The sequence below is a fragment of the Bradyrhizobium sp. HKCCYLRH3061 genome, assembly GCF_051168015.1.
In the GTDB taxonomy this organism is placed as follows: Bacteria; Pseudomonadota; Alphaproteobacteria; order Rhizobiales; family Xanthobacteraceae; genus Bradyrhizobium.
The window spans coordinates 269,150-290,590 of sequence record NZ_JBNPUE010000004.1; the positions used below are offsets into that span (position 1 = coordinate 269,150).

A 21,441-nucleotide genomic window follows, 5' to 3' on the forward strand; every position below is an offset into this window, starting at 1 on the left:
CGGAACATGGTAGGCGGGAACCCGCTGGTCGCGATCGACCTGGGCGCTGCAGCGAAATCTGCAAGTCTGTGCGCCAACTCACATTTCGGGACGTATCTTTCCGGTATTTTGAAGATTTTTGCGGTTGTGTTCGAACCGCGACGTCAATCCTCCAGACCAATCTTGCGAGACGGCCATTGAGCGTGACAGCAGCGGCGTCAGATGAAACCCTGATTGCCCGGATCGCTCAAGGCGACCGGCTCGCCATGCAGGTGCTGTACGGACGGCACCATGTCAGGGTGTACCGTTTCGGGCTCCGGCTCGTGCGGGACGAGCAGGTCGCGGAAGACCTCATCAGCGAGGTCTTTCTCGACGTGTGGCGTCAGGCCGGCAAGTTCGAAGGCCGTTCTGCCGTCTCCACCTGGCTCCTGGCGATCACGCGGTTCAAGGCCCTGTCGGCACTTCGGCGCCGGAAGGACGTTGAGCTGGAAGACGAGGCCGCGAACGCGATCGAGGATACGTCCGACGATCCGGAGGTCGCGGTCCAGAAGAAGAATACCGGCGAAGCCTTGCGCAAGTGCCTGACGGCGCTTTCGCCTGATCACCGGGAGATCGTCGATCTCGTCTACTACCACGAGAAGTCCGTGGAGGAGGTGGCCGAGATCGTCGGAATTCCGGAGAACACCGTCAAGACGCGCCTGTTCTATGCGCGCAAGAAATTGGCCGAACTCCTGAAAGCGGCCGGCATTGAGAGAGGCTGGCCATGATGGCTTTGAGCAAGATGCTGGAGCAAGAGCCCGGAGAGATCGAACTCCTGCTGCCGTGGTATGCCGCCGGCACGCTGAGCGCGCGCGACATGCGCAGGGTCGAGGAGGCTCTCGCCAACGATGCCGATCTCGCCAGGCAGTATGCGGAAATCCAGAAGGAATATGCCGAGACCATCGCGCTGAACGAAAGCCTCGGCGCGCCGTCGATGCGTGCGATGCAGAAGCTGTTCGCGGCGATCGAGGCGGATCCGGTGCAGAAGCCTGCCGCGCCGCGCGGCTTCAGCGCGCGGCTGATGGATTTCTTCGACAGCCTGTCGCCGCGGACCTTGGCGTGGACCGTCAGCCTCGGCGCGCTGCTGGTGCTGGCGCAGGCCGGCGTGATCGGCGCGGTGCTGATGCGCTCGCAGACCGCGACCTATCAGACCGCCTCGGTCCAGGACAAGACCGCCGCGCCCGAGCCCGCGAGCAAGCCGATGGCCGCGCCGTCGCCGAGCGCCGCGGCGCCGGCCCCGGCGGATCGGGCGCCCGAGAGCATGACGCGTTCGCGGATGGCCGAAGCCCCGGCCCCGGCCGCACCGCTGATCCGCGGCCTTGGACCGCAGGTCGCCGGATCGACCGCGCCCGTCTATGCGCTGGTGCGGTTCGCGCCGGATGCGCGCATGGCCGACATCTCGGCGTTGCTCGACAACTATCAGGCCTCGATTGTCGAGGGCGCCAAGGGCGGCCTGTTCAAGCTGCAACTCGGCGACCGGCCGTTGTCGAAGGCCGAGGCCGACAGCCTGATCGGCCGTCTGGCGCGGGAGAAGATCGTCAGCCTCGCGGTGGCCGCGCAATAGGCCCGCGCCGTCCGAAATTCATTCGGAGGCTTCATGTCGTCGAGTTCGCCGCTACGCTTCGCCAGATCGGTTGCGATGCTGATCGTCGTCACAATGCCTGCTTTCGCAGGTGGCGACCTCAGTGCCCATGCCCAGGCGATGATGCGTTCGCCCACCATCAACATCCCGAGCCGGGTGCCGAGCATCAACCCGGGCACCGCGCTGCGCGCGCCGCCGCCGACCGGGATGGCGCCGCGCCCGGCCTTGCCCAATGCGCGATTTGCACCGAACCTGCAGGCGTCCTGCAACCCGGCGGATCGCAGCGTCTCGGGCGAATGTCTCGACCACCCGTCGGTGACGGGGGATGGGCAGGGTCGGCGAGCCCAGGGAAAATTGGACAAGGGCAGCTCCGCCAGGGTGACGCAGCGGCGCGAGCCGAAGGTTGCGGCCGCGGTCGATCTACGGACCATCGCCAACGAGATCGTCGCCGAAATCGATGACTCTCTCTCGACCGACCAGGCCGATGCGCTGGCGCGTCGCCATGGCCTGCAGCGCATCAGCTCGCAGCGCTTTCCGCTGATCGGCGCCACCATCGGTCTGTTCAGGATCACCGATCGCCGCTCGGTGCAGGCGGTCAGCCGTGCGCTCGCGGCAGATGCCAGGGTGCGTTCGGTGCAGCCGAACTATCGCTATACGCTGCAGCAGCAGAGCGCAGCACCCGTCGAGGGCGATCCGGCGCAATACGCGCTGGCGAAGCTCCGGCTGCCGGAAGCGCACAGGCTGGCCCAGGGCTCCAATGTCACCATCGCAGTGATCGATTCTGGGGTCGATCTCAGGCACCCGGAATTCGCCGACGCGTCGTTCGACGTGTTCGACGCGCTCGGCGGCGACGAGGGGCCGGATGTGCATGGCACCGGCATCGCCGGCGTGATCGTATCGCACAAGCGGTTGATGGGCAGCGCGCCCTATGCGCGGATCATCGCCATCCGTGCGTTCGGCGTCGGCAAGAAGGGCGGCGGGCCGGAGAGCAGCTCCTATGTAATCCTGAAGGCGCTGGACTACGCGGCCCTGCACGGCGCCCAGATCGTCAACATGAGCTTCGCCGGCCCGAAGGATGCGGTGATCGAGCGCGCGATCGCGGCCGTCGCTGCCAAGGGCGTCGTGATGGTCGCGGCCGCCGGCAATGCCGGCGCCAAGTCGCCGCCGCTCTATCCCGCGGGCAATCCAAACGTCATCGCCGTCAGCGCCACCGACGACAGGGACCAGCTGCTGCCGGCGTCGAACCGCGGCAACTACATCGCGCTGGCCGCGCCCGGCGCCGGGATATTCCTGCCGGCGCCCGACGGAAAATATCAGATCATCTCCGGCACCTCGTTTTCCGCGGCCTATGTCAGCGGGCTTGCGGCGCTGGTGCTGGAGCGCAATCCGGCGCTGAAGCCCGAGACGGTGCGGACCGTGCTGACGCGCACCGCGCGCGATCTCGGCACGCCCGGACGTGACGATCTGTTCGGAGCAGGGGAGGCGGACGCCCTCGCGGCGGTCCAGGCCGTGGTCTCGCCGCAGGATGCGCCTGCTGCTGCGGCGCCGTCCGCGGGGCTGCAAGCGGAGCCGGCACCGGCCCGCGAGTTGCGCCCGGCCGCGGTGACCGAAGCATCTCCGGCCGGCGATGCGCTTCGGCCCGCGCAGCAATGACGCCAACGTTTTCGTGAACGTTCCGAAATTCTCCTGCTCGCTTTGAACGTGCAGTGGGGCGGTCACGACAGAAAGCATGTGGGAGCGGTGATCCCCTCCCCAAGGCTATATACGGCGCGAGCGCCCATCCACCCCAAGCGCCCATATGGCTCGACCCGTCCGGTTGTCCCCCCGGACGGGTCTTTCATTTTGGGCGAAGTCGAAGCCCGGCAACGTCGATATCCGGCAGTGTCTCGCGCCCCTGAGGGGAACATCTTTGGGTTGTTTAGGGATGCCGTTGGTCGCTTTCGTGTTGCCGCGCCTGGCCAATGCCCGAAAAAACACGGACAAAATTTCCGCACGACTACGGTTTGGCCGCCAAACAACATGGCATTAGCTAGACTTTGTTAACCTTTTCCACAAAATATTCACGTCACGTTGCGTTGATTCGTGCCGAGTGCGTCCGTCCCCTTCTCTCACGGGCTCCCCTATGACACATCGACCGGACGTGGCTTGCAGCCGCGAACTGGCCGCGCGCTGGTGCGCGCTTGCCGAACGGCGCCTCGACCATCTCACCGAGCTGTTCGATAGCGGCCGCTGGCGCCGCTACTACACCGAGCAGTCGTTTCTCGACGATCTCCGGCACGCCAAGGCTGCGGTGCAGACCTGGCAGGCCCTGTCCGAACCCGAGGCGGTGAGCATCGTTCCCAGCCAGACGCCGCCCGCGATCGTCGCCGTGCAGCCGGCATCGGTGCGCCGGGCCGAGCCGCAGGCCATCGTGCATCGCCCGATCGAGCTGCCACGTTCGCTCGAAACCATCCTTGCCGGCTCCGAGATCATCGTCGAAGCCGAGATCGAGCTGGTCGAGGATGATCGTGAGCCGGCCGACCTCATGGAATCCGACGACATGGCGGAAGATGACGTCGCGCCTGAGCCGGCCGCCGCAGCGCCGCGCATCGACATGGCGGCGCTGGCGCAGGCCCTGAGCATCGGCATCGATGCCGGCGCCGAATATGACGAGCCGGCCGTCGATCTCGACGCCATCGAGCGCCGCTATCCGGCGCTGGCGGTGGCATTCTAGGCGGCGGGCCTCGGACGTCGGCTTGTTCAGCGGCGCCGCGTCAGGGCGCACCATTCATCTCCGGCGAGTTCGCAGCCGCGAAGTTGCTTGCGATTTAAGGACCGATCGGTCTATATATAGCCAATGAGCCACCAAACGCCGACGAAGCTGCGACCTGGCCGGCCGCGAAGTTTCGACGTGGATGCCGCTGTCGAACGGGCCATGGGTGTGTTCTGGTCGCGCGGCTACCACGCCACCGCGCTCCCGGACCTTCTTCGCGCAACGAAGCTCTCTCGCGGCAGCCTTTATGCCGCTTTCGGTGATAAGCACTCGCTGTTCCTGCTCGCACTCGACCGCTACATCGCCGAAGCCCTGACACGGATGGAGAGCGAACTCGACCATGGCAGAGACCCTGTCGAGGGGTTGCGGGTCTACCTGAGCGGCTACGTCGAACGTACGCGCGGCGCCAATGGCCGGCGCGGTTGCCTGCTGGTGGCCACGGCCATGGAGCTTGCTGGTCAGGATGCCGAAGCCGGCCGACGCATTGCAGGCTTTTTCAAAGCGATGGAAGTCAAGGTGGCGGATGCATTGTCTCGTGCGATGGCGGCGGGCAGGCTGGCCGATGGCGTCGAGCCTTCAAGCGCCGCGCGCATCCTCGTCTGTTTCGTCGAGGGGCTGCGCGTGGTCGCCAAACCAGGTCCGACACCCATCACATCGCAGGCCACCGTCGACGCTCTGATCGATCGTTTCATCAGCTAGATCACAGATCGAGGACTCGGCAATGGGTGCGTCAATATCTGGACTGATCGGTCTTGAAAGGAAGAGTTCCATGTCTGCCATCCAGATCGTCTGCGCCGTGGCCGTTCCTTTGCTCTGGGGTTATCAGTTCGTGGTCATCAAGGTCGGCGTGACGGAGTTTCCGCCGCTGTTCTTCCTCGCGCTTCGCTTTCTGGCGATCGCTCTGCTGCTCGTCCCGTTCGTCAAAACACCCACCCGTCGACAGCTCGGTCATATCGCAGCAATTTCCCTTTTTCTCGGCGGACTGAACTTCGGGCTGTTCTATGTCGGCCTTGGGCTCGGCTCGGGCAGCATGTCGGCCGTTGCGTATCAACTCGCGACGCCGTTCACCGTTCTGCTGGCGTGGCCGCTGCTCGCGGAGAGGCCGTCTCTCACCACGTCCGCTGGAGTCGCGCTTGCCTTCGTCGGCGTGGTCGTGCTGGCGGCCGGGCCGGGCCTGTCGGCAAACGTGCTTCCGCTGCTGCTGGTGGTTGGAGCAGCCTTCGCATTCGCGGTGTCCAACGTTCTGACCAAGCGCTACGGCCCTTTTGACCCTCTGATGCTGACGGCATGGTCGTCGCTGCTCACGGTGCCGCAGGTGATGCTGATGTCGTTGCTCGTTGAACATGGGCAACTGGGCAGCCTTGTCGCAGCGGATGGGCGCGGCTGGCTGGCGCTCGCCTACACGATATTCATTGGAGGAATTGTCGGGTTTGGCCTTTGGTTCTGGTTGATCGCACGCTGCTCGATGAGCCGCGTGGCGCCCTTTGGCCTGTTACTCCCAATGTTCGCCGTGGTTTCGAGCGTTCTATTCCTTGGCGACCTCGTGACCCCCCAGTTGATTGCGGGTGGGCTGCTCGCAATCATCGGCGTCGCCCTGACGCAAGTCAGGCCTGGCCTTCGACTAATACGCGCCTGAGAGGAGGGCGGGCTCAGCTTGGGCGCACGGCGTTGCCGCTGACCACGAGCTGCGCAAATCGCTGCGCGCCGTCCTGCGTCAGGTCTGAGGTGACCGGCTTGATGTGATCGAGCCCGATCACGGCGCCCCGTGGCGTGCCGGAGATCACGTTGTTGCCGACCATCGCCGTGCCTGCGCCTGGGACGACCGACACGCCCACGCCCGCCAGGGCGTTGCGGATCACGTTGCCGGAAATGACCACGTCGCGCAGATAGCGGCCCCAGCCGGCGACGATGCCGTAGGACGGGGCGTTCTCGACCACGTTGCCGGTCACCGCGGAGTCCGCCTCGACATAGATGCCGATGCCGGCATCGTCGTCGGGTGCGGTGCCGATCGGCCGCTTCGGGATGAGGTTGCGGATGATGTTGCCCTGGACCACCGCGATGCGGCCGCCTTCGTTGAAGTTGCAGACGGAGACGCCGAAGGCGGCGCCGTCCACCGTATTGCCCGAAATCACGGCACCTTCGAACGCGAACTCGGAATAGAGCGCGACCTCGCGCACGTCGCTGACGCTGTTGCCGACGATCTGGATGTTGGAGGCCGAGTTGCCGCGCACCGCCGAGTAGTCGCAATTCCTGATGCGGTTGCCACTGATGATGACGTTGCCGGCGCGAAAGGCGTTGATGGCATTGCCGTACTGGCCCGAGCCGCCGGGGCCGGCCTTGATGTCCGCGATGAAGTTGTCGAGCACCATGGTGCCGTCGTCGCCGATCGCGGTGCGCAGGATCTCGATGCCGTTGTCGCGCGTGCCCTTGATGGTGTTGCGCGACACGATCAGGCCGAGGGCATCGAACGACACGATCGCGGTGACGGCGACGTCGGTCAGGACGTTGCCGCTGACATCGCCGGAGACCTGCTCGAGCCAGATGCCGCTGCCGCCGGAGCGCGTGACCTCGCAGTCCCGGATTCTGACATCGTTGCCGGCTGCAACGTGAAGCAGGCCGCGCCGCTGGGGCAGGGCGATGCCGCCGCCGTCGAGCGCGATGCCGCTGATGCCGAGGCCATCGGCGCCTTCTGCCGAGAGCAGCGACGGGCCGCCGCCGGTGAACACGAGCTTCGTGGCGCCGCGGACGCCGACCAACTGGCTGCCTTTGGCGAGCCTGAGCATCGAGCTCCGGTAGGTGCCCGGCGGCAGCGCCAGCGGCGCCTGCGCCCGCGCCGCCTCGTCGATCGCGCGCTGCAGGGCACGGGTCTGGTCATCCGGGCTGTTGGGCTTGACGCCAAATTGGGTGGCGTCGCGGCCGAGCGTGGAGATCAAGGGGACAGCCTGCGCAGGTTCACTCGGCAGCGCCAGCGCGACGGCGGCGCCGGCAGCGGAAGCCCCGAGGAGGTTGCGGCGGTTGACGTGCATGATGTCGGGCTCGCGTTGGTCAGTTCTCGTTCGTCGGGATAACGCAAAAGCGCTCACGGCCGGCCTGGTCGGACGGTCGCAGCGGCTGTTTGTTGCGGGTAGGGTTAAATCTTTACGCTCGACCTGGCCGCGCCAGCTTCACCAGCTCCATCAGCATGGCTTCGCCGGCATCGACCAGCGCGTCCAGCGTGATGCGGGGACTGCCTTGTGGCAGTACCGTGCCGGAGCGCGGCAGCGGCGGGATGTGGATGAAGGTGGCGAGCCGCGGGCCCCCTTTCGTTTTTGTCGCCTCGATCGCGCGCCAGCTCAGATAGTTGCAGAGATAGCTGCCGGCATCGCGCGAAGCCCGCGCATCGATGCCGGTAGCGCGCGCCGCGCGCAGCAGCCGCGCCATGTGCGGGCCGAACAGCATCGGATGCGCGCCCGGGACGATCACGGCCTTGCGCGCGACGTGGCGGTCGGCGTCGGGAAAGGTGGTGGTGACCGCGTTGCGGGCACGGGTCTCGATCCGCAGATAGGATGTTCGTCCCGCGAGGCCGAACATCAACAGCGCATGCGGGCGCCGCTCGGCGATCAATGCGGGCAGCTCGCGATCGACGGTATCGTAGGTCACGTGAAAGATGTGGCTGGAGATGTCGACATCAGCCAGCGCCGGGCGCCGCAGCGCCGCGAGCCGTTTCACCAGCGGCATGGTCGGGTTGGACGGCGCGCCGGGAAACGGGCCGAATCCGGTGATCAGGAGGCGCAGCCGCTCGGTCAATTCAGCATCTCCGCAAGCTGCTCGGCGGCCAGCGCCGGCGCGACGCGGCCCTCGGCAACGTCGGTCTCCAGCTTCTTCACTTTCGTACGAATGGAGGGGTCGGTGCGCAGCCGGGCCATCAGGCGCTGCTCCAGCATGGTCCACATCCATTTCACCTGCTGGTCGCGGCGGCGCGCGGCGAACTCGCCGGACGCGACCATCGCCTTGCGATGATCGATCACCTTCTGCCACAGCTCGGCGATGCCCGTGCCTGATATCGCGGAGTAGGTGACGACCGGCGGATGCCAGTGCTCGGAGCGCGGGCTGAGCAGATGCAGCGCGCCGCGATAGTCGGCGGCGGTGATGTTGGCGCGCTTGATGTTGTCGCCATCGGCCTTGTTGATCGCGATCATGTCGGCGAGTTCGACCAGGCCCTTCTTGATGCCCTGCAGCTCGTCGCCGCCGCCGGGCAGCATCAGCGCAAGGAAAAAGTCGGTCATGTCGCAGACCGCGGTCTCGGACTGGCCGATGCCGACGGTCTCGACCAGGATCACGTCGAAGCCCGCAGCCTCGCACAGCAGCATCGCCTCGCGCGTCTTGGCGGCGACGCCGCCGAGCGTGCCCGACGAGGGCGAGGGGCGGATGAAGGCGTGCTCGTGATGGGACAATCGCGCCATCCGCGTCTTGTCGCCGAGGATCGAACCGCCGGTGCGCGCCGAGGACGGGTCGACCGCGAGCACCGCGACCTTGTGGCCCTGTCCGATCAGGTACATGCCGAGCGCATCGATCGTGGTCGACTTGCCGACGCCGGGCGAGCCGGTGATGCCGACGCGGATCGCGTGCCCCGTCTGCGGCAGCAGCGCCTGCACCAGCTCGCGCGCGGCGGCCTGGTGGTCGGCACGGCGGCTCTCGACCAGCGTGATCGCGCGCGCCAGCGCGGCGCGGCTGCCGGCGCGGAGCGCATCGGCCAATGAGGTGGTGTCGGTGCCCCGCGAGATCATTCTACTTCAAGTCGGTGAGCTTGCCGCTGACGAACGTTTTCAAAGCCGGCAGTTCACTGGCTATGACATCCCAGACGACGGCGACGTCGGTGGTATGATAGGCATGCCGCAGCAGGTTTCCGAAGTCGATCATTTTCCGCCAGTGGATGGTCGGACTCTCGCTCTTGATGCTGTCGGGAATGTTGCGGGAGGCCTCGCAAATGATCTCGAGCAGGCGCTCGGTTGCCAGGCGCAACAGGCGGTCAGAGCTGAAGGCCGCGAGATCGGCGCCGGCGACAAGCTGTTCGATTTCCGCAATGGCTTCGGCAATGTCCCGTAGCCGGTCTTCGACGGTCGGAGGCACCTCAAAACACCTCGATCAGGTCATCAGCAATTCGATCGGCGATCCGCCGCTTCAACAGCGCCCGTTGCGTGATCTGGACGCGCAGTCCGATGTCGTCCTCGATAAGGTGCTGCGCCTTGAAGTGATCGAACGCGGGAGGGAGTCCGGGGGGCGTGGTTTCCACGAGAACGTCGAGGTCGCTGTCAGGACGGGAGTCGCCGCGCGCACGCGAACCGAACAGCGACAGTCGCGTGATGCCGGCCTTTCGCAGGGCCGGCGCAAGGGCCTGCAGCCGGCCGATGATCGTCATGAGGCGAATGTCAGCGACGTCGTTCATGAGAACAGTCTAGCATATCCAGCCATCGGCTGCACGGCCGCCGGTTGGCTTCACTGGTCTTCCGCATCCCCCTTCGGCCTGGCGCCGCCGAAGATCGCCTGGCCCTCCGGTGACAGATAGGGCTTCAGCGTGTCCCACGGCACGAAGGCGACGTACTGGCCCTCGGCGTAGGGGCCGACCGCATAAGGCGGGTAGTGGAAGGTCAGCCCAGAGCTCTTGCCGGCCTCCGTGGAGGGAGCGAGCGTCACGGCGCCGATCTTCAGCAGCTTCGGCTCCAGCCCCTTGAACCATTCGGCGGTCGCCGTCTCCGTGGCGTCGCGCTTCTTTTTCTCGGCCTTCAGCGACGTGATCACCGCACTCAGCATCGCCTTCATGGTGGGGCCGTTGTCGGCGGTGTCGGTGAAGAACGGGCGGATGCTGATCGGCTTGGCCGCGGACTTGTCCCAGAGGATGGTGTTGACGTCGCTGTTGGGATGCGCGGCGCGCGTGTCCATGTAGTCGTCCCGGAGGATGCTGACGTAGCGGTCGGCGACGACCGAGCGAATGGAATATCTGCGCTCGAACGACCACTTGCCGTCGCGGAACGTTTCCGGATCCTCCTTGCGCTCCTTGGCGGCGTCAGCGGCGTTCTTGTCAATCCACTTCTTGCCGTCGGCGAGGCAGTAGGCGGCGAGCGGCGCGTCCGCCCTGATCCGGGCATCGAGCGTCACGTTGGCCTCGACCGCCTTGGTGTTGATGCTGGCGTCCGGCTTGGGATCGGCGGCGAGGACCGGGGCGGCCAGGAACAGGCCAAGCAGCGCAGCGGCGCAAAGTGTCGAACGGGTCATGGCTATCAATATCCGATGGGTGAAGATGCGTATCGCCAGGGAATGCTGAGGTTCATCTGCAAAAACGTAGCGGCGCACGATCTGACGATCGTACGCCGGAGAGCTGCGCTCGCGGATTCGAAAAACTATTCCGCTGCCTGGCTGTGGCCGAGCCGCGCGTTGAGTTTGTGGATCAGTTCCTCGGCGGCGTCGGCGATCACGGTGCCCGGCGGGAAGATCGCTTCCGCGCCGGACTTGTACAGCGCGTCGTAATCCTGCGGCGGCACCACGCCGCCGACGATGATCATGATGTCCTCGCGGCCCTGCTTCTTGAGCGCGGCCTTGAGCTCCGGCACCGCGGTGAGATGCGCGGCGGCGAGCGACGACACGCCGAGAATGTGGACGTCGTTCTCGACCGCCTGCCGCGCCGCCTCGTCGGCGGTAGCGAACAGCGGCCCGATGTCGACGTCGAAGCCGATGTCGGCGAAAGCGGACGCGATCACCTTCTGGCCGCGGTCGTGGCCGTCCTGGCCGATCTTGGCGACGAGGATGCGCGGCCGGCGGCCTTCCGCCTCCTCGAACGCCTCGATCAGCGCCTGCAGCTTCTCGGCTTTGCCGGACATGGCGGCGATCTCCCGCTTGTAGACGCCGGTGATGGACTTGATCTCGGCGCGGTGGCGGCCGAACACCTTTTCCAGCGCGTCGGAGATCTCGCCGACGGTGGCCTTGGCGCGCGCGGCGTCGATCGCGAGCGCCAGCAGGTTGCCGTTGCCGTCGCCGGCCGAGCGCGTCAGCGCCGCCAGCGCCGCGTCGACCTCGGCCTGCTTGCGCTCGGACTTCAGCCGCGACAGCTTGTCGATCTGCAGCCGGCGCACGGTGGAATTGTCGACCTTGAGAACGTCGAGCGGCGGCTCGTCGGCCGGCTTGTACTTGTTGACGCCGATGACGGACTGGCGGCCGGTGTCGATCCGCGCCTGGGTCTTGGCCGAGGCCTCCTCGATGCGCAGCTTCGGCACGCCGGCCTCGATCGCCTTGGCCATGCCGCCGAGCTCCTCGATCTCCTGGATGTGGCCCCAGGCCTTCGCGGCGAGATCGCGGGTGAGACGCTCGACGTAGTACGAGCCGCCCCAGGGATCGATGATCCGGGTGGTGCCGCTCTCCTGCTGCAGGAACAATTGCGTGTTGCGGGCGATGCGCGCGGAGAAGTCGGTGGGCAGCGCCAGCGCCTCGTCGAGCGCGTTGGTGTGCAGCGACTGGGTGTGGCCTTGCGTGGCGGCCATCGCTTCGACCGCGGTGCGCACCACGTTGTTGTAGACGTCCTGCGCGGTCAGCGACCAGCCCGAGGTCTGGCTGTGCGTGCGCAGCGACAGCGAGCGCGCGTCCTTCGGATTGAACGGCTTCAGGAGCTTGGCCCACAAAAGCCGCGCGGCGCGGAGCTTGGCGACCTCCATGAAGAAGTTCATGCCGATCGCCCAGAAAAACGACAGCCGCGGCGCGAAGCGGTCGACGTCGAGGCCGGCGGCGATGCCGGCGCGCAGATATTCGACGCCATCGGCGAGCGTGTAGGCGAGCTCGAGGTCCTGCGTCGCGCCGGCCTCCTGCATGTGATAGCCGGAGATCGAGATCGAGTTGAACTTCGGCATCCGCTGCGAGGTGAAGGCGAAGATGTCGGAGATGATCCGCATCGAGGGCGAGGGCGGATAGATGTAGGTGTTGCGCACCATGAACTCTTTCAGAATGTCGTTCTGAATGGTGCCCGACAGCTTCTCCGGCGGCACGCCTTGTTCTTCGGCGGCGACGACGAACAGCGCGAGGATCGGCAGCACCGCGCCGTTCATGGTCATCGACACGCTCATCTGGTCGAGCGGAATGCCGGCGAACAAGGTGCGCATGTCGTAGATCGAGTCGATCGCGACGCCGGCCATGCCGACGTCGCCGCCGACGCGCGGATGATCGGAATCATAGCCGCGATGGGTGGCGAGATCGAACGCGACCGACAGGCCCTTCTGCCCGGCGGCGAGGTTGCGCCGGTAGAAGGCGTTGGAATCCTCCGCCGTGGAGAAGCCGGCATATTGCCGGACGGTCCAGGGTTGGTTGACATACATCGTGGGGTAGGGGCCGCGCAGATAGGGCGCGATGCCGGGCCAGGTGTCGAGGAAGTCGATGCCGGCGAGATCGGCCTCGCCATAGGCCGGTTTCACCGGGATGCCTTCCGGCGTCAGCCACGGCTCGGCGGCCCCCGCGGGCGCGGGGGCTGCGATGGGTTCGAACGCGATGGCGCTGAAATCAGGAATGCGGCTCATGGCCTCGTGTCCTCATCGCTTAATCATGATCCGGATGCTGATGGCTGACGATACCAGCCATCTTCTCCGGTCCGTAGTTCTGCTGCGTCGTCTGGCTCGGCAGGTTGGCGATCGCGACCACCCAGCCGAGCCGCGACTCCGAGCCATATTGCCGCGTCGGCACCACCCGGTCCGGCCGGTCGAAGGTCCCGGTCATGATCTCGATGCGCGGTCCGTCGATGCGGCGAAAGCTCAGGGGCGTGCCGCATTGGCTGCAGAAGTCGCGCATCGCGATCGAGGAGGAATGGAACGCGGCCGGCTGGCCGCGGGTCCAGGCGAAGCTCTCATTGTTGATTTCGGCGAACGACGCGAACGGCGCGCCCGAAGCCTTCTGGCACATCCGACAATGGCAGATGCTGACCTTGCTCGGCGCCGACATCAGCGCGTAGCGGATCGCGCCGCATTGGCAGCCGCCGGTGAGGACGGGTTTGCTTTCGTCGGTCATGCTGACTCCAGATGCGCGTAGGCGTCCGCGAGCGTCTTCAATGCGTCGCCGCCGGCGAACACGAAGCTGCCGATGCCGGCCTCGCGCAGCGCAGCTTCCTGTTCGCCGCCGCGGCCTGCCAGATAGATATGTCGCGCGCCGGCGGCCTGAAGGGCCTTGGCAGCGGGAACCGCGGCGTCGGCATAGACCTTGTCGGACGAGCAAAGGCAGGCGATCGCGGCGCCGGAGGCGCGGTAGGCATCTGCGAGCGCGGCCGGATCGGCGCCGCCCTGGCCGTCGATCGCGGCGATACCGCCGGCCTCGAAGAAGCTGCGGGCGAAGGTGGCGCGCGCGGTGAAGTCGGCGGCGGTGCCGAGATTGGCGAGGAACACCGAGGGGCGCTGTCCCTGGCGCTCCAACAGCGCGTCCGAGCGATCACGCAGCTTCTCGAAACCGTCCGCGAGACGGATCGGCGCGAGCGCGGCGAAGGTGAGCGAAGCCTTGTCGATCGGTTGCGGCGCCACCGGTGCGAGCGCTTCGACCGCGACCGCGGCCTCGTTGAGATTTGGAAACTCGCTGGCGCCGGTCAGCACGTCGCGGCGCCTCGCGATGTTGGCATCCCGCACCGTCTTGACCGCGGCGACCTTGGACTGGATCAGCCCGGTCTGCAGAGCCGCGCCCACGCCGCCGGCCTTCTCGATCTCCTGGAACAGGGCCCAGGCGGCGCTGCACAACTCGCTGGTCAGCGCCTCGATGCCGCCAGCGCCGGCGGCCGGATCGGCGACGCGGGCGAGATTGCTTTCCTCCAGCAGCACCAGTTGCGTGTTGCGGGCGACACGGCGCGCGAACGCGTCGGGCAGGCCGAGCGCGGCCGTGTGCGGCAGCACCGTCACCGCGTTGGCGCCGCCGAGCCCGGCCGCGAACGTCGCGATGGTGGCGCGCAGCATGTTCACGTAAGGATCGCGCCGGGTGAGCATGCGCCACGCCGTCTCGCCCGAGATGAAGAGCGGCCTCGGTGCCAGTCCGCACGCTTCCTCGATGCGCGCCCACAGCCGCCGCAGGCTGCGGAATTTCGCCAGCGTGAGGAACTGATCGGTGTCGGCGGCGAGCCGGCCATAGATCATGCCGCGCGCGGTCTCGAGCGCGATGCCTTCGGCTTCGAGCACGCGCAGATAGGCGACAGCTGAGGCGAGCACGAAGGCGAGCTCCTGCGCCTCCGATCCGCCGGCGTCGTGCACGACGCGGCCGTCGGCGGCGAAGAACGGGCCTTTGAAGCCGGCCTCATGCAGTTGCCTGACCAGCGCGCCCGAGTTGCCGCCGAGCGTCGATGCGTCGTGTGAGCTTGCGCCGCGAGCGGCGGCATCCCCGATCGGATCGAGGCCGAACCGGATGTCGCAGTCCGTGGCCGGGATGCCGCGCTGCTTGACGATATCGGTGACAAGCGAGGCGGGCGACAGCGAGTCACCGAGCTGCAATTCGATTGCAATCGCAGCATCGAGATGCACGCCGTCGAGCACGCGCGCCACCGCGTCGGCGTTGGCGGCGAGGCCGAAGCCATGCGCCGCGTTCGATCCGGCAAAGACCAGCGACAACCCGGTCGCGCCGTTTTCCAAATCGATCAGCGCCTGCGCATTGGCCTTGGCCGGATCGGGATGATCGACGCGCTGCATGATCTGCCACGGCGCTGATGGTGCGCGGCCCGCGACCGGCGCGGCATGCTTGGCGCGCGGATAGATCGGCTGGATTTCGAGCCCGTCATAGGTCTTGCCGACCAGCTTCTCGAAGGCCGCACCCTTCAGCACGCCATCGACCAGCTTGCGCCAGTCCGCCTCGCCGGCCGGAGCGAAATCGGCAGCCAGTCGCAGATCGTCGGTCTCGGTCGTCATGTCGGCACGCGTCTCCCGGGGCGTCTGTTATCGCGATTGTTGTGGCGCAAAATGCCACGTCAGGGCGGCCAAGCCAAACGGTTGTTTGGCCGGAGATGTCAGCTATTCGGCTGACGGCAGCGGCCGGATTCCGTCGCGCGAAACGGCGAGCACGGCCTCGTCGACGCGGCGCCCGGCAATCCGTCGCGCCGGCACGATCTCGGACAACGGCACCAGCACGAAGCCGCGTTCGAACAGCCGGGGGTGCGGCAGCGTCAGATCGGGCGTGTCGACCGCGATGTCGTCATAGGCGATCAGATCGAGGTCGAGCGTCCGCGGACCCCAACGCGTCTCTTGCGCGCGATCGCGGCCGAACATGCGTTCGACCGCGTGCAGAGCGCTGAGCAGCCGCCGTGGGGGCATCGCGGTTGCGATCTCGATGCAGGCATTGATGAAGGGCGGCTGCTGCTCCTCGCCCCAAGGCGGCGTGGTGTAGTCGGACGACCGCGCGACGAGCGCAGCCGAGGCACGCGCGCAGATCTCCGGAATGGCGCGCCGGAACGTCGCCCTGACGTCGCCGATATTGCCGCCGAGAGCAACCAGCGCGCTTGCCATCGCCGTCACGGATGTCGCGAGCGCGTCAGCACGACGCCGACATCCTCGAAGATGGCGGCGATCGGCGCATGCGGCTTGTGCACGGTCACTTTGACGGCGCGGATGCGGGCGAAGGTCGACAGGATCGCATCGGCGACCGCGCCGGCCGCGCGTTCGAGCAGGCGGTAGTTGGTGTCCTTGAACGCCGCCGTCGCCGTCTCCACCACGTCGGAATAAGACACGGTGTCGGCGAGGCGGTCGCTGCGCGAGGAGTCCGACAGGTCGGTGTAGAGCTCGAGGTCGATGACGAAGCGCTGGCCGACCTCGCTCTCATGCTCCATCACGCCGTGACGCGCGTGGATGAGAACGCCCTTGATGAAAATCGTGTCAGTCATCGCGATGCCTCGATTGCCGCGGCCACGCGCACGGCCTGAACCGTCTCGGCGACGTCATGCGCCCGGATGATTGCAGCACCGCGCCGAGCCGCAATCAGATGCGCCGCGATCGAGCCGCCGAGCCGCTCCTGCGGCTCCGACGCCACCACGGTGCTGATGAAACGTTTTCGCGATGCGCCGACCAGCAGCGGCAGCCCGAAGCATGCGAATGCATCGAGCCGGGCCAGCGCCGTCATGCTCTGCTGCGGCGTCTTGCCGAAGCCGATACCGGGATCGAGCACGATGTTCCCAATGGGGATGCCGGCCTTGGCCGCGATGTCCAGCGAGCGCGTGAAGAAGCCCCGCATGTCTTCGATGATGTCGATCTCCGGATCGACTTCGGCGCGATTGTGCATCACCACGACCGGCGCGCCATGCGCGGCGACGACCGTGGCCATCGCGGGATCGCGCTGCAGGCCCCACACATCATTGGCGATCGCGGCACCATGGTCCAGCGCGTAACCTGCAACTTGAGATTTCATGCTGTCGATCGACACGGGCACGCCGAGTGCGACGATCGCAGGCAGGATCGGTCGCAGGCGCGCCAGTTCCTCCTCGGCCGTGACCGGCACCGCGCCCTTGTAGGGGCGGGTCGACTCGGCGCCGATGTCGATAATGTCGGCGCCGGCCGCGATCATGCGCTCGGCCTGCGCGATCGCCCGTTCCGGCGCATCGAAACGGCCGCCGTCCGAGAACGAATCCGGTGTGACGTTGAGAATGCCCATCACCGCCGGGAATGGACGCGAAAGCCACGGCCGCAGCAGCGGGTGGCTCGACGCGAGGTCCGGGGCGGAGTGCGGCGAAATGGCGCTCATGAGCGCCGCTTTGCGCGGTTGGCACCGTCAAGTCAAGGTGTCGCACTGCACAAGCGCGGTCAATCCAGAGGGCGATCAATAGCTGATCTTCGGCTCCAGCCGCCGCGCCTTTTCGATGAGCTGGCCGACCGACTTCTCCGACGGCAGGATGCGAACCAGCTTCCGCCGGGTGTTCACTTCCTTGATGTTCTGCGCCAGCCGGGCCGGATTGCGGTGCGCCAGCTCGCGCACGGTGGTCACGCCGGCTGCGCGGACGAGGCAGACCTTGGCCTTGCCCATGCCGGGAATGCGCATGTAATCGGCGGCGTTTGCCCAATCGAGCAGTTGCTGCTCGCTGATGCCGGTCTTGGCGGCCAGCGCCTTGCGCCCTTTCACGGTCCGGGCGGCTTCGAGAAATGCGTCGGTGGTCCGGATGCCCAAAGCTTTCAGCTTGGCGGCATAGAAGGTCGTCATGCCTTCGAGTTCGGTGATCGGATATGTCATGATACTCGGCGCGCGCGAAGGTGCTTCAGATGATCTGGCCCGGGCGGTCGGGCTTGGGGCAACCGGCTCAGGCCGGGTGTGCCTGTCGCGATCGTGCCAACTGATCGGCTTCGATTTGGTCGCGGCCGAACGCAAAAAGTTCACCGGCTGACGGCTGCTGCGCCTGCCGACGCCGTCCATTGCCGCTGAGGAGGTCCAGCTCGATGCCGATGATTTCAGCCACGACTTTACTGATGCCGGCCGTTCTGGCCAGCGGCTCAATCAACTCGTTCATGTGAACCCCGTCTCATCCGGTCCCCCACGACCGGACGTCCTCTCGCTGAATTCATCTTGATCGGACGATCCGTGAATTACAAGCGAGGAGCCGGGTCGGTGCGCGAATCGATTCGCGATCGACGATGAACTGTTGCAGCGATGCAAGACCGGATGTTGAATCTACGTACCAAACGTGCGCATCGCGCAGCACCAATGCTAAGAAAAGTGCGTGCCGTGCGAAGAGGTGAGGCACCTGACGCCGGTTCCAATTCGCGAAACTCAACTATGTTATCGTACGCGATGCTCCGCACCACGTGTGATGCGAAACATTCTCTCTCGAAAGATGGATCATCATGGCACCATCCGGAAAACCCCTGGCTGATACCGACGACAAGATCTTCGTGGGTGCCGGCGAGCAGCCGGCCTGGTTGACGCTTGCGCTTGCCAATCGCCATGGACTGGTCACCGGCGCGACCGGCACCGGCAAGACGGTCTCGCTGCAGGTGATGGCCGAAGGTTTTGCCCGTGCCGGTGTTCCGGTCTTCGCCTCCGACATCAAGGGTGATCTCTCCGGCATCTCGCAAACCGGCGAAGCGAAGGACTTCATCCTCAAGCGCGCCGCCGAGCTCGGCCTCACCTATCAGCCCGATCAGTTCTCGACGGTATTTTGGGATGTGTTCGGCGAGCAGGGTCATCCGGTGCGCGCCACCGTGACCGAGATGGGACCGCTGCTGCTGGCGCGGATGCTCGACCTGAACGACGTCCAGGAAGGCGTCCTCAACGTCGCGTTCCGCGTGGCCGACGAGAACGGCCTCGCCCTGATCGACATGAAGGATCTGCGCGCGCTGCTCGACGCCATCATTCCGGACGTCAAGAAGGGCGCGGATGCGGACGCCGACCCGCTGGCGCCGATCCGGAAGGCGGCGCAGTCGTTCGGCAATGTCACGCGCGCGACCGTCGGCACGATCCAGCGCCAGTTGCTCGTGCTCGAGAACCAGGGCGGCACGAAGTTCTTCGGCGAGCCGGCGCTGGCGCTCACCGACTTCATGAAGACCGACCGCGACGGCCGCGGCATGATCAACATCCTCGTCGCCGACAGGCTGCTGCAGAACCCGCGGCTCTACGCGACGTTCCTGCTGTGGATGCTGTCGGAGCTGTTCGAGGAGCTGCCGGAGGTCGGCGACGTCGCCAAGCCGAAGCTCGTCTTCTTCTTCGACGAGGCGCATCTGCTGTTCAACGATGCGCCGAAGGCGCTGATGGACAAGATCGAGCAGGTGGTGCGGCTGATCCGGTCGAAGGGTGTCGGCGTCTACTTCGTCACGCAGAATCCGCTCGATGTTCCGGACCGGGTGCTCGGGCAATTGGGCAATCGCGTGCAGCACGCGCTGCGCGCCTTCACGCCGCGCGATCAGAAGGCGGTGGCCGCGGCCGCCGACACCTTCCGCCCCAATCCCAAGCTCGACACCGCCAAGGTGATCACCGAGCTCGGCAAGGGCGAGGCGCTGGTGTCGTTCCTGGAGGGCAATGGCACGCCGGCGATGGTGGAGCGCGTCCTGATCCGGCCGCCGTCGGCGCGGATCGGACCCGTCACGCCGGAGGAGCGCAAGGCGATCATCGCTGCGAGCCCGGTCAAGGGCAAATACGACACCGCGATCGACGCCGAGTCCGCCTACGAGCTGCTGCAGAAGCGGATCGCGGGAAACGCCGTGACGACGGAAGCCTCCTCCGGAGGCGTGCTCGGCAAGATCGGCGACATCGCCGCGACGATCTTCGGCACCAACGTCAAGCGTGGCCAGCTCTCGACCACGCAGGTGATCGCGCGCAACGTCGCCCGCTCGGTCTCCGACAAGGTGGTGGGCGGGATCGCGGCCGATCTCGGCAAGCAGGTCGGCGGCTCGCTGGGCGGCTCGATCGGCCGTTCCCTCGTGCGTGGCGCGCTCGGTGGACTGCTGCGGCGTTGACATGCTGTCGTGCTCCCGGTCGGCGTGATGGCCTTGTCATGTCATCCGCGCCGACTCGGGGGCAGGTGGCATTTGCTGCCTTTGCATGAGGCTGGCCCGGACCGCGCAACGGAGCTACAAGCGGGCCAATAGCCGTTACATGCGAAGGATCTGGTGGCCATGGCCAATGCGCAGCTTCAATCCGTTCTCGATCACATCGATGCCGACTTCGACAACAGCCTGGAACGGCTGTTTGCGCTGATCCGCATCAAGTCGATTTCGGCCGATCCGGCCTTTGCTGACGATTGCAGGGTGGCGGCCGATCACCTCGCCAAGGATCTTGCGACGCTCGGCTTTGCGACCGAGGTGCGCCCGACCGCCGGCCATCCGGCCGTGGTCGGCAAGAGCAACGGTCATGGCGCCGCCAAGCCGCATGTCCTGTTCTATGGTCATTACGACGTGCAGCCGGTCGATCCGCTCGACCTCTGGCACCGGCCGCCGTTCGAGCCTGTGGTCGCCGATCACGCCGACGGCCGCAAGATCATCGTCGCGCGCGGCGCCGAGGACGACAAGGGCCAACTGATGACCTTCGTCGAGGCCTGTCGCGCCTGGAAGAAGGTGACGGGGGCGCTGCCGCTCGACATCACCATGCTGATCGAAGGCGAGGAGGAGGTCGGCTCCAAGAACTTCGTGCCGTTCCTCGAGGCCAACAAGGACGAGTTCAAGGCCGATTTCGCGCTGGTCTGCGACACCGGCATGTGGGACCCGAACACGCCGGCGATCACCACCTCGTTGCGCGGCCTGCTCTATGAGGAGATCAAGATCAAGGCCGCCAATCGCGACCTGCATTCCGGCGTGTTCGGCGGCGGCGCGCGCAATCCGATCCGCGTGCTGACGGAGATCCTCGGCGGCCTGTTCGACGCCGACGGCCGCATCACCATTCCCGGCTTCTATGATGGCGTGAAGGACGTTCCGCCTGAGGTGCTGGAGCAGTGGAAGAAGCTGAACCTGACGCCCGAGAGCTTCCTCAAGCCGATCGGCCTGTCGATTCCCGCCGGCGAAAAGGACCGTCTGCTGATCGAGCAGATCTCGTCGCGGCCGACCTGCGACATCAACGGCATCTGGGGCGGCTATATCGGCGAGGGCTCCAAGACCGTGATCCCGTCGCTGGCGCATGCGAAGGTCTCTTTCCGCCTCGTCGAGGGCCAGGACCCGCTGAAGATCCGCAAGGCGTTCCGCGACTACGTCTCGGCGCGCATTCCCGGCGACTGCTCGGTCGAGTTCGGCGATCATTCGGCGGGCGCTGCGATCGCGCTCGACTGGACCATGAAGCCGCTGGCGGCTGCCAAGCAGGCGCTGACCGAGGAGTGGGGCAAGGAGACCATCCTGATGGGATCGGGCGCCTCGATCCCGATCGTCACCGATTTCAAGAGGACGCTCGGTCTCGATTCACTGCTGGTCGGCTTCGGCCTCGACGACGACAACATTCATTCGCCGAATGAGAAGTACGACCTGAAGAGCTACCACAAGGGCATCCGCTCCTGGGCCCGCATCCTCGCCGCGCTCGCGGAGATGCCGCGGTAGGGCGACAGGGGCTCGTTGTCCGTCGCCCGCATGAGCGAAGCGCCATGCGGGGTCAACTCAGCAGGGTGTGAGAACCCGGATGTCGCTTCGCTCATCCGGGCCACGATGGCGCTGGTCCTTGT

General features: G+C 66.3%; 22 protein-coding genes. 8 read left to right on the forward strand and 14 right to left on the reverse strand.

All coding sequences use genetic code 11. The features are described 5' to 3' along the window. The first annotated feature begins 176 nt into the window (after nt 1-176). From ACQR2C_RS10535 to ACQR2C_RS10560, 6 genes are all read left to right on the forward strand, one after another. Nucleotides 177-746, forward strand: coding sequence for a sigma-70 family RNA polymerase sigma factor (locus ACQR2C_RS10535; protein WP_008961196.1), 570 nt, complete (start codon nt 177-179; stop codon nt 744-746). After that, nucleotides 743-1,582 carry a hypothetical protein gene (locus ACQR2C_RS10540; protein WP_434881062.1) on the forward strand — a complete coding sequence of 280 codons (840 nt, stop codon included), beginning with the start codon at nt 743-745 and terminating at the stop codon, nt 1,580-1,582. Before ACQR2C_RS10535 ends, ACQR2C_RS10540 begins: the two co-directional genes overlap by 4 nt. A gap of 33 nt (nt 1,583-1,615) precedes the next feature. Beyond that, nucleotides 1,616-3,253, forward strand: coding sequence for a S8 family serine peptidase (locus ACQR2C_RS10545; protein ID WP_434881063.1), 1,638 nt, complete (start codon nt 1,616-1,618; stop codon nt 3,251-3,253). Nucleotides 3,254-3,740: 487 nt separating this feature from the next. Beyond that, nucleotides 3,741-4,313 (forward strand): TIGR03809 family protein, encoded by a 573-nt coding sequence (locus tag ACQR2C_RS10550; RefSeq protein ID WP_434881064.1) that lies wholly within the window; start codon nt 3,741-3,743, stop codon nt 4,311-4,313. A gap of 177 nt (nt 4,314-4,490) precedes the next feature. Next, on the forward strand, nt 4,491-5,051 hold the full coding sequence (locus tag ACQR2C_RS10555) for a TetR/AcrR family transcriptional regulator (RefSeq protein ID WP_434881065.1): 561 nt from the start codon (nt 4,491-4,493) through the stop codon (nt 5,049-5,051). Between the two features lie 70 nt (nt 5,052-5,121). Beyond that, nucleotides 5,122-5,988 (forward strand): DMT family transporter, encoded by an 867-nt coding sequence (locus ACQR2C_RS10560; protein ID WP_434881066.1) that lies wholly within the window; start codon nt 5,122-5,124, stop codon nt 5,986-5,988. Between the two features lie 13 nt (nt 5,989-6,001). On the opposite strand, the gene ACQR2C_RS10565 is transcribed toward ACQR2C_RS10560, so the two are convergent. The 14 genes from ACQR2C_RS10565 to ACQR2C_RS10630 all read right to left on the reverse strand — a co-directional run bounded on the left by ACQR2C_RS10565 (nt 6,002) and on the right by ACQR2C_RS10630 (nt 17,814). After that, a complete protein-coding gene (locus ACQR2C_RS10565; RefSeq protein WP_434881067.1) occupies nt 6,002-7,378 on the reverse strand; it encodes a TIGR03808 family TAT-translocated repetitive protein in 1,377 nt (458 codons plus the stop codon). 112 nt (nt 7,379-7,490) lie between these two features. Beyond that, nucleotides 7,491-8,138 carry a pyroglutamyl-peptidase I gene (locus ACQR2C_RS10570; protein WP_434881068.1) on the reverse strand — a complete coding sequence of 216 codons (648 nt, stop codon included), beginning with the start codon at nt 8,136-8,138 and terminating at the stop codon, nt 7,491-7,493. After that, nucleotides 8,135-9,118 carry a methylmalonyl Co-A mutase-associated GTPase MeaB gene (meaB, locus tag ACQR2C_RS10575; RefSeq protein WP_316238696.1) on the reverse strand — a complete coding sequence of 328 codons (984 nt, stop codon included), beginning with the start codon at nt 9,116-9,118 and terminating at the stop codon, nt 8,135-8,137. Before meaB ends, ACQR2C_RS10570 begins: the two co-directional genes overlap by 4 nt. 1 nt (nt 9,119) lies before the next feature. Then, a complete protein-coding gene (locus tag ACQR2C_RS10580; RefSeq protein WP_434881069.1) occupies nt 9,120-9,461 on the reverse strand; it encodes a HepT-like ribonuclease domain-containing protein in 342 nt (113 codons plus the stop codon). 1 nt (nt 9,462) lies between these two features. Further along, a complete protein-coding gene (locus ACQR2C_RS10585) occupies nt 9,463-9,777 on the reverse strand; it encodes a nucleotidyltransferase family protein (protein ID WP_315804232.1) in 315 nt (104 codons plus the stop codon). Nucleotides 9,778-9,827: 50 nt separating this feature from the next. After that, nucleotides 9,828-10,604, reverse strand: a complete 777-nt coding sequence (locus ACQR2C_RS10590) for an RsiV family protein (protein ID WP_434881070.1) — start codon at nt 10,602-10,604, stop codon at nt 9,828-9,830. A gap of 125 nt (nt 10,605-10,729) precedes the next feature. Then, nucleotides 10,730-12,886 carry a methylmalonyl-CoA mutase gene (scpA, locus tag ACQR2C_RS10595; RefSeq protein WP_434881071.1) on the reverse strand — a complete coding sequence of 719 codons (2,157 nt, stop codon included), beginning with the start codon at nt 12,884-12,886 and terminating at the stop codon, nt 10,730-10,732. 19 nt (nt 12,887-12,905) lie between these two features. Then, on the reverse strand, nt 12,906-13,370 hold the full coding sequence (locus ACQR2C_RS10600; protein ID WP_316218108.1) for a GFA family protein: 465 nt from the start codon (nt 13,368-13,370) through the stop codon (nt 12,906-12,908). Beyond that, a complete protein-coding gene (locus tag ACQR2C_RS10605; RefSeq protein WP_434881072.1) occupies nt 13,367-15,235 on the reverse strand; it encodes a methylmalonyl-CoA mutase family protein in 1,869 nt (622 codons plus the stop codon). Before ACQR2C_RS10605 ends, ACQR2C_RS10600 begins: the two co-directional genes overlap by 4 nt. A 102-nt stretch (nt 15,236-15,337) precedes the next feature. Further along, complete coding sequence (folK, locus tag ACQR2C_RS10610; RefSeq protein WP_434881103.1) at nt 15,338-15,829, reverse strand: 2-amino-4-hydroxy-6-hydroxymethyldihydropteridine diphosphokinase; 492 nt, start codon at nt 15,827-15,829, stop codon at nt 15,338-15,340. A gap of 5 nt (nt 15,830-15,834) precedes the next feature. Next, nucleotides 15,835-16,203, reverse strand: a complete 369-nt coding sequence (gene folB / locus ACQR2C_RS10615; RefSeq protein ID WP_315804226.1) for a dihydroneopterin aldolase — start codon at nt 16,201-16,203, stop codon at nt 15,835-15,837. After that, nucleotides 16,200-17,057, reverse strand: coding sequence for a dihydropteroate synthase (folP, locus tag ACQR2C_RS10620; protein ID WP_434881073.1), 858 nt, complete (start codon nt 17,055-17,057; stop codon nt 16,200-16,202). The genes folB and folP overlap by 4 nt, the downstream gene beginning before the upstream one ends. A gap of 75 nt (nt 17,058-17,132) precedes the next feature. Next, nucleotides 17,133-17,540, reverse strand: coding sequence for a DUF4332 domain-containing protein (locus ACQR2C_RS10625; RefSeq protein WP_316182561.1), 408 nt, complete (start codon nt 17,538-17,540; stop codon nt 17,133-17,135). A gap of 67 nt (nt 17,541-17,607) precedes the next feature. Further along, the gene (locus ACQR2C_RS10630; protein WP_316182563.1) at nt 17,608-17,814 is read right to left on the reverse strand and encodes a hypothetical protein; all 207 of its coding nucleotides are present in this window, start codon (nt 17,812-17,814) and stop codon (nt 17,608-17,610) included. A gap of 334 nt (nt 17,815-18,148) precedes the next feature. Here ACQR2C_RS10630 and ACQR2C_RS10635 point away from each other — a divergent pair, with 334 nt between their 5' ends. Both ACQR2C_RS10635 and ACQR2C_RS10640 read left to right on the forward strand, forming a co-directional pair. Next, nucleotides 18,149-19,756, forward strand: a complete 1,608-nt coding sequence (locus ACQR2C_RS10635) for a helicase HerA-like domain-containing protein (RefSeq protein WP_434881074.1) — start codon at nt 18,149-18,151, stop codon at nt 19,754-19,756. A gap of 159 nt (nt 19,757-19,915) precedes the next feature. Then, the gene (locus ACQR2C_RS10640; protein ID WP_434881075.1) at nt 19,916-21,319 is read left to right on the forward strand and encodes a M20/M25/M40 family metallo-hydrolase; all 1,404 of its coding nucleotides are present in this window, start codon (nt 19,916-19,918) and stop codon (nt 21,317-21,319) included. Nucleotides 21,320-21,441 lie beyond the last annotated feature (122 nt).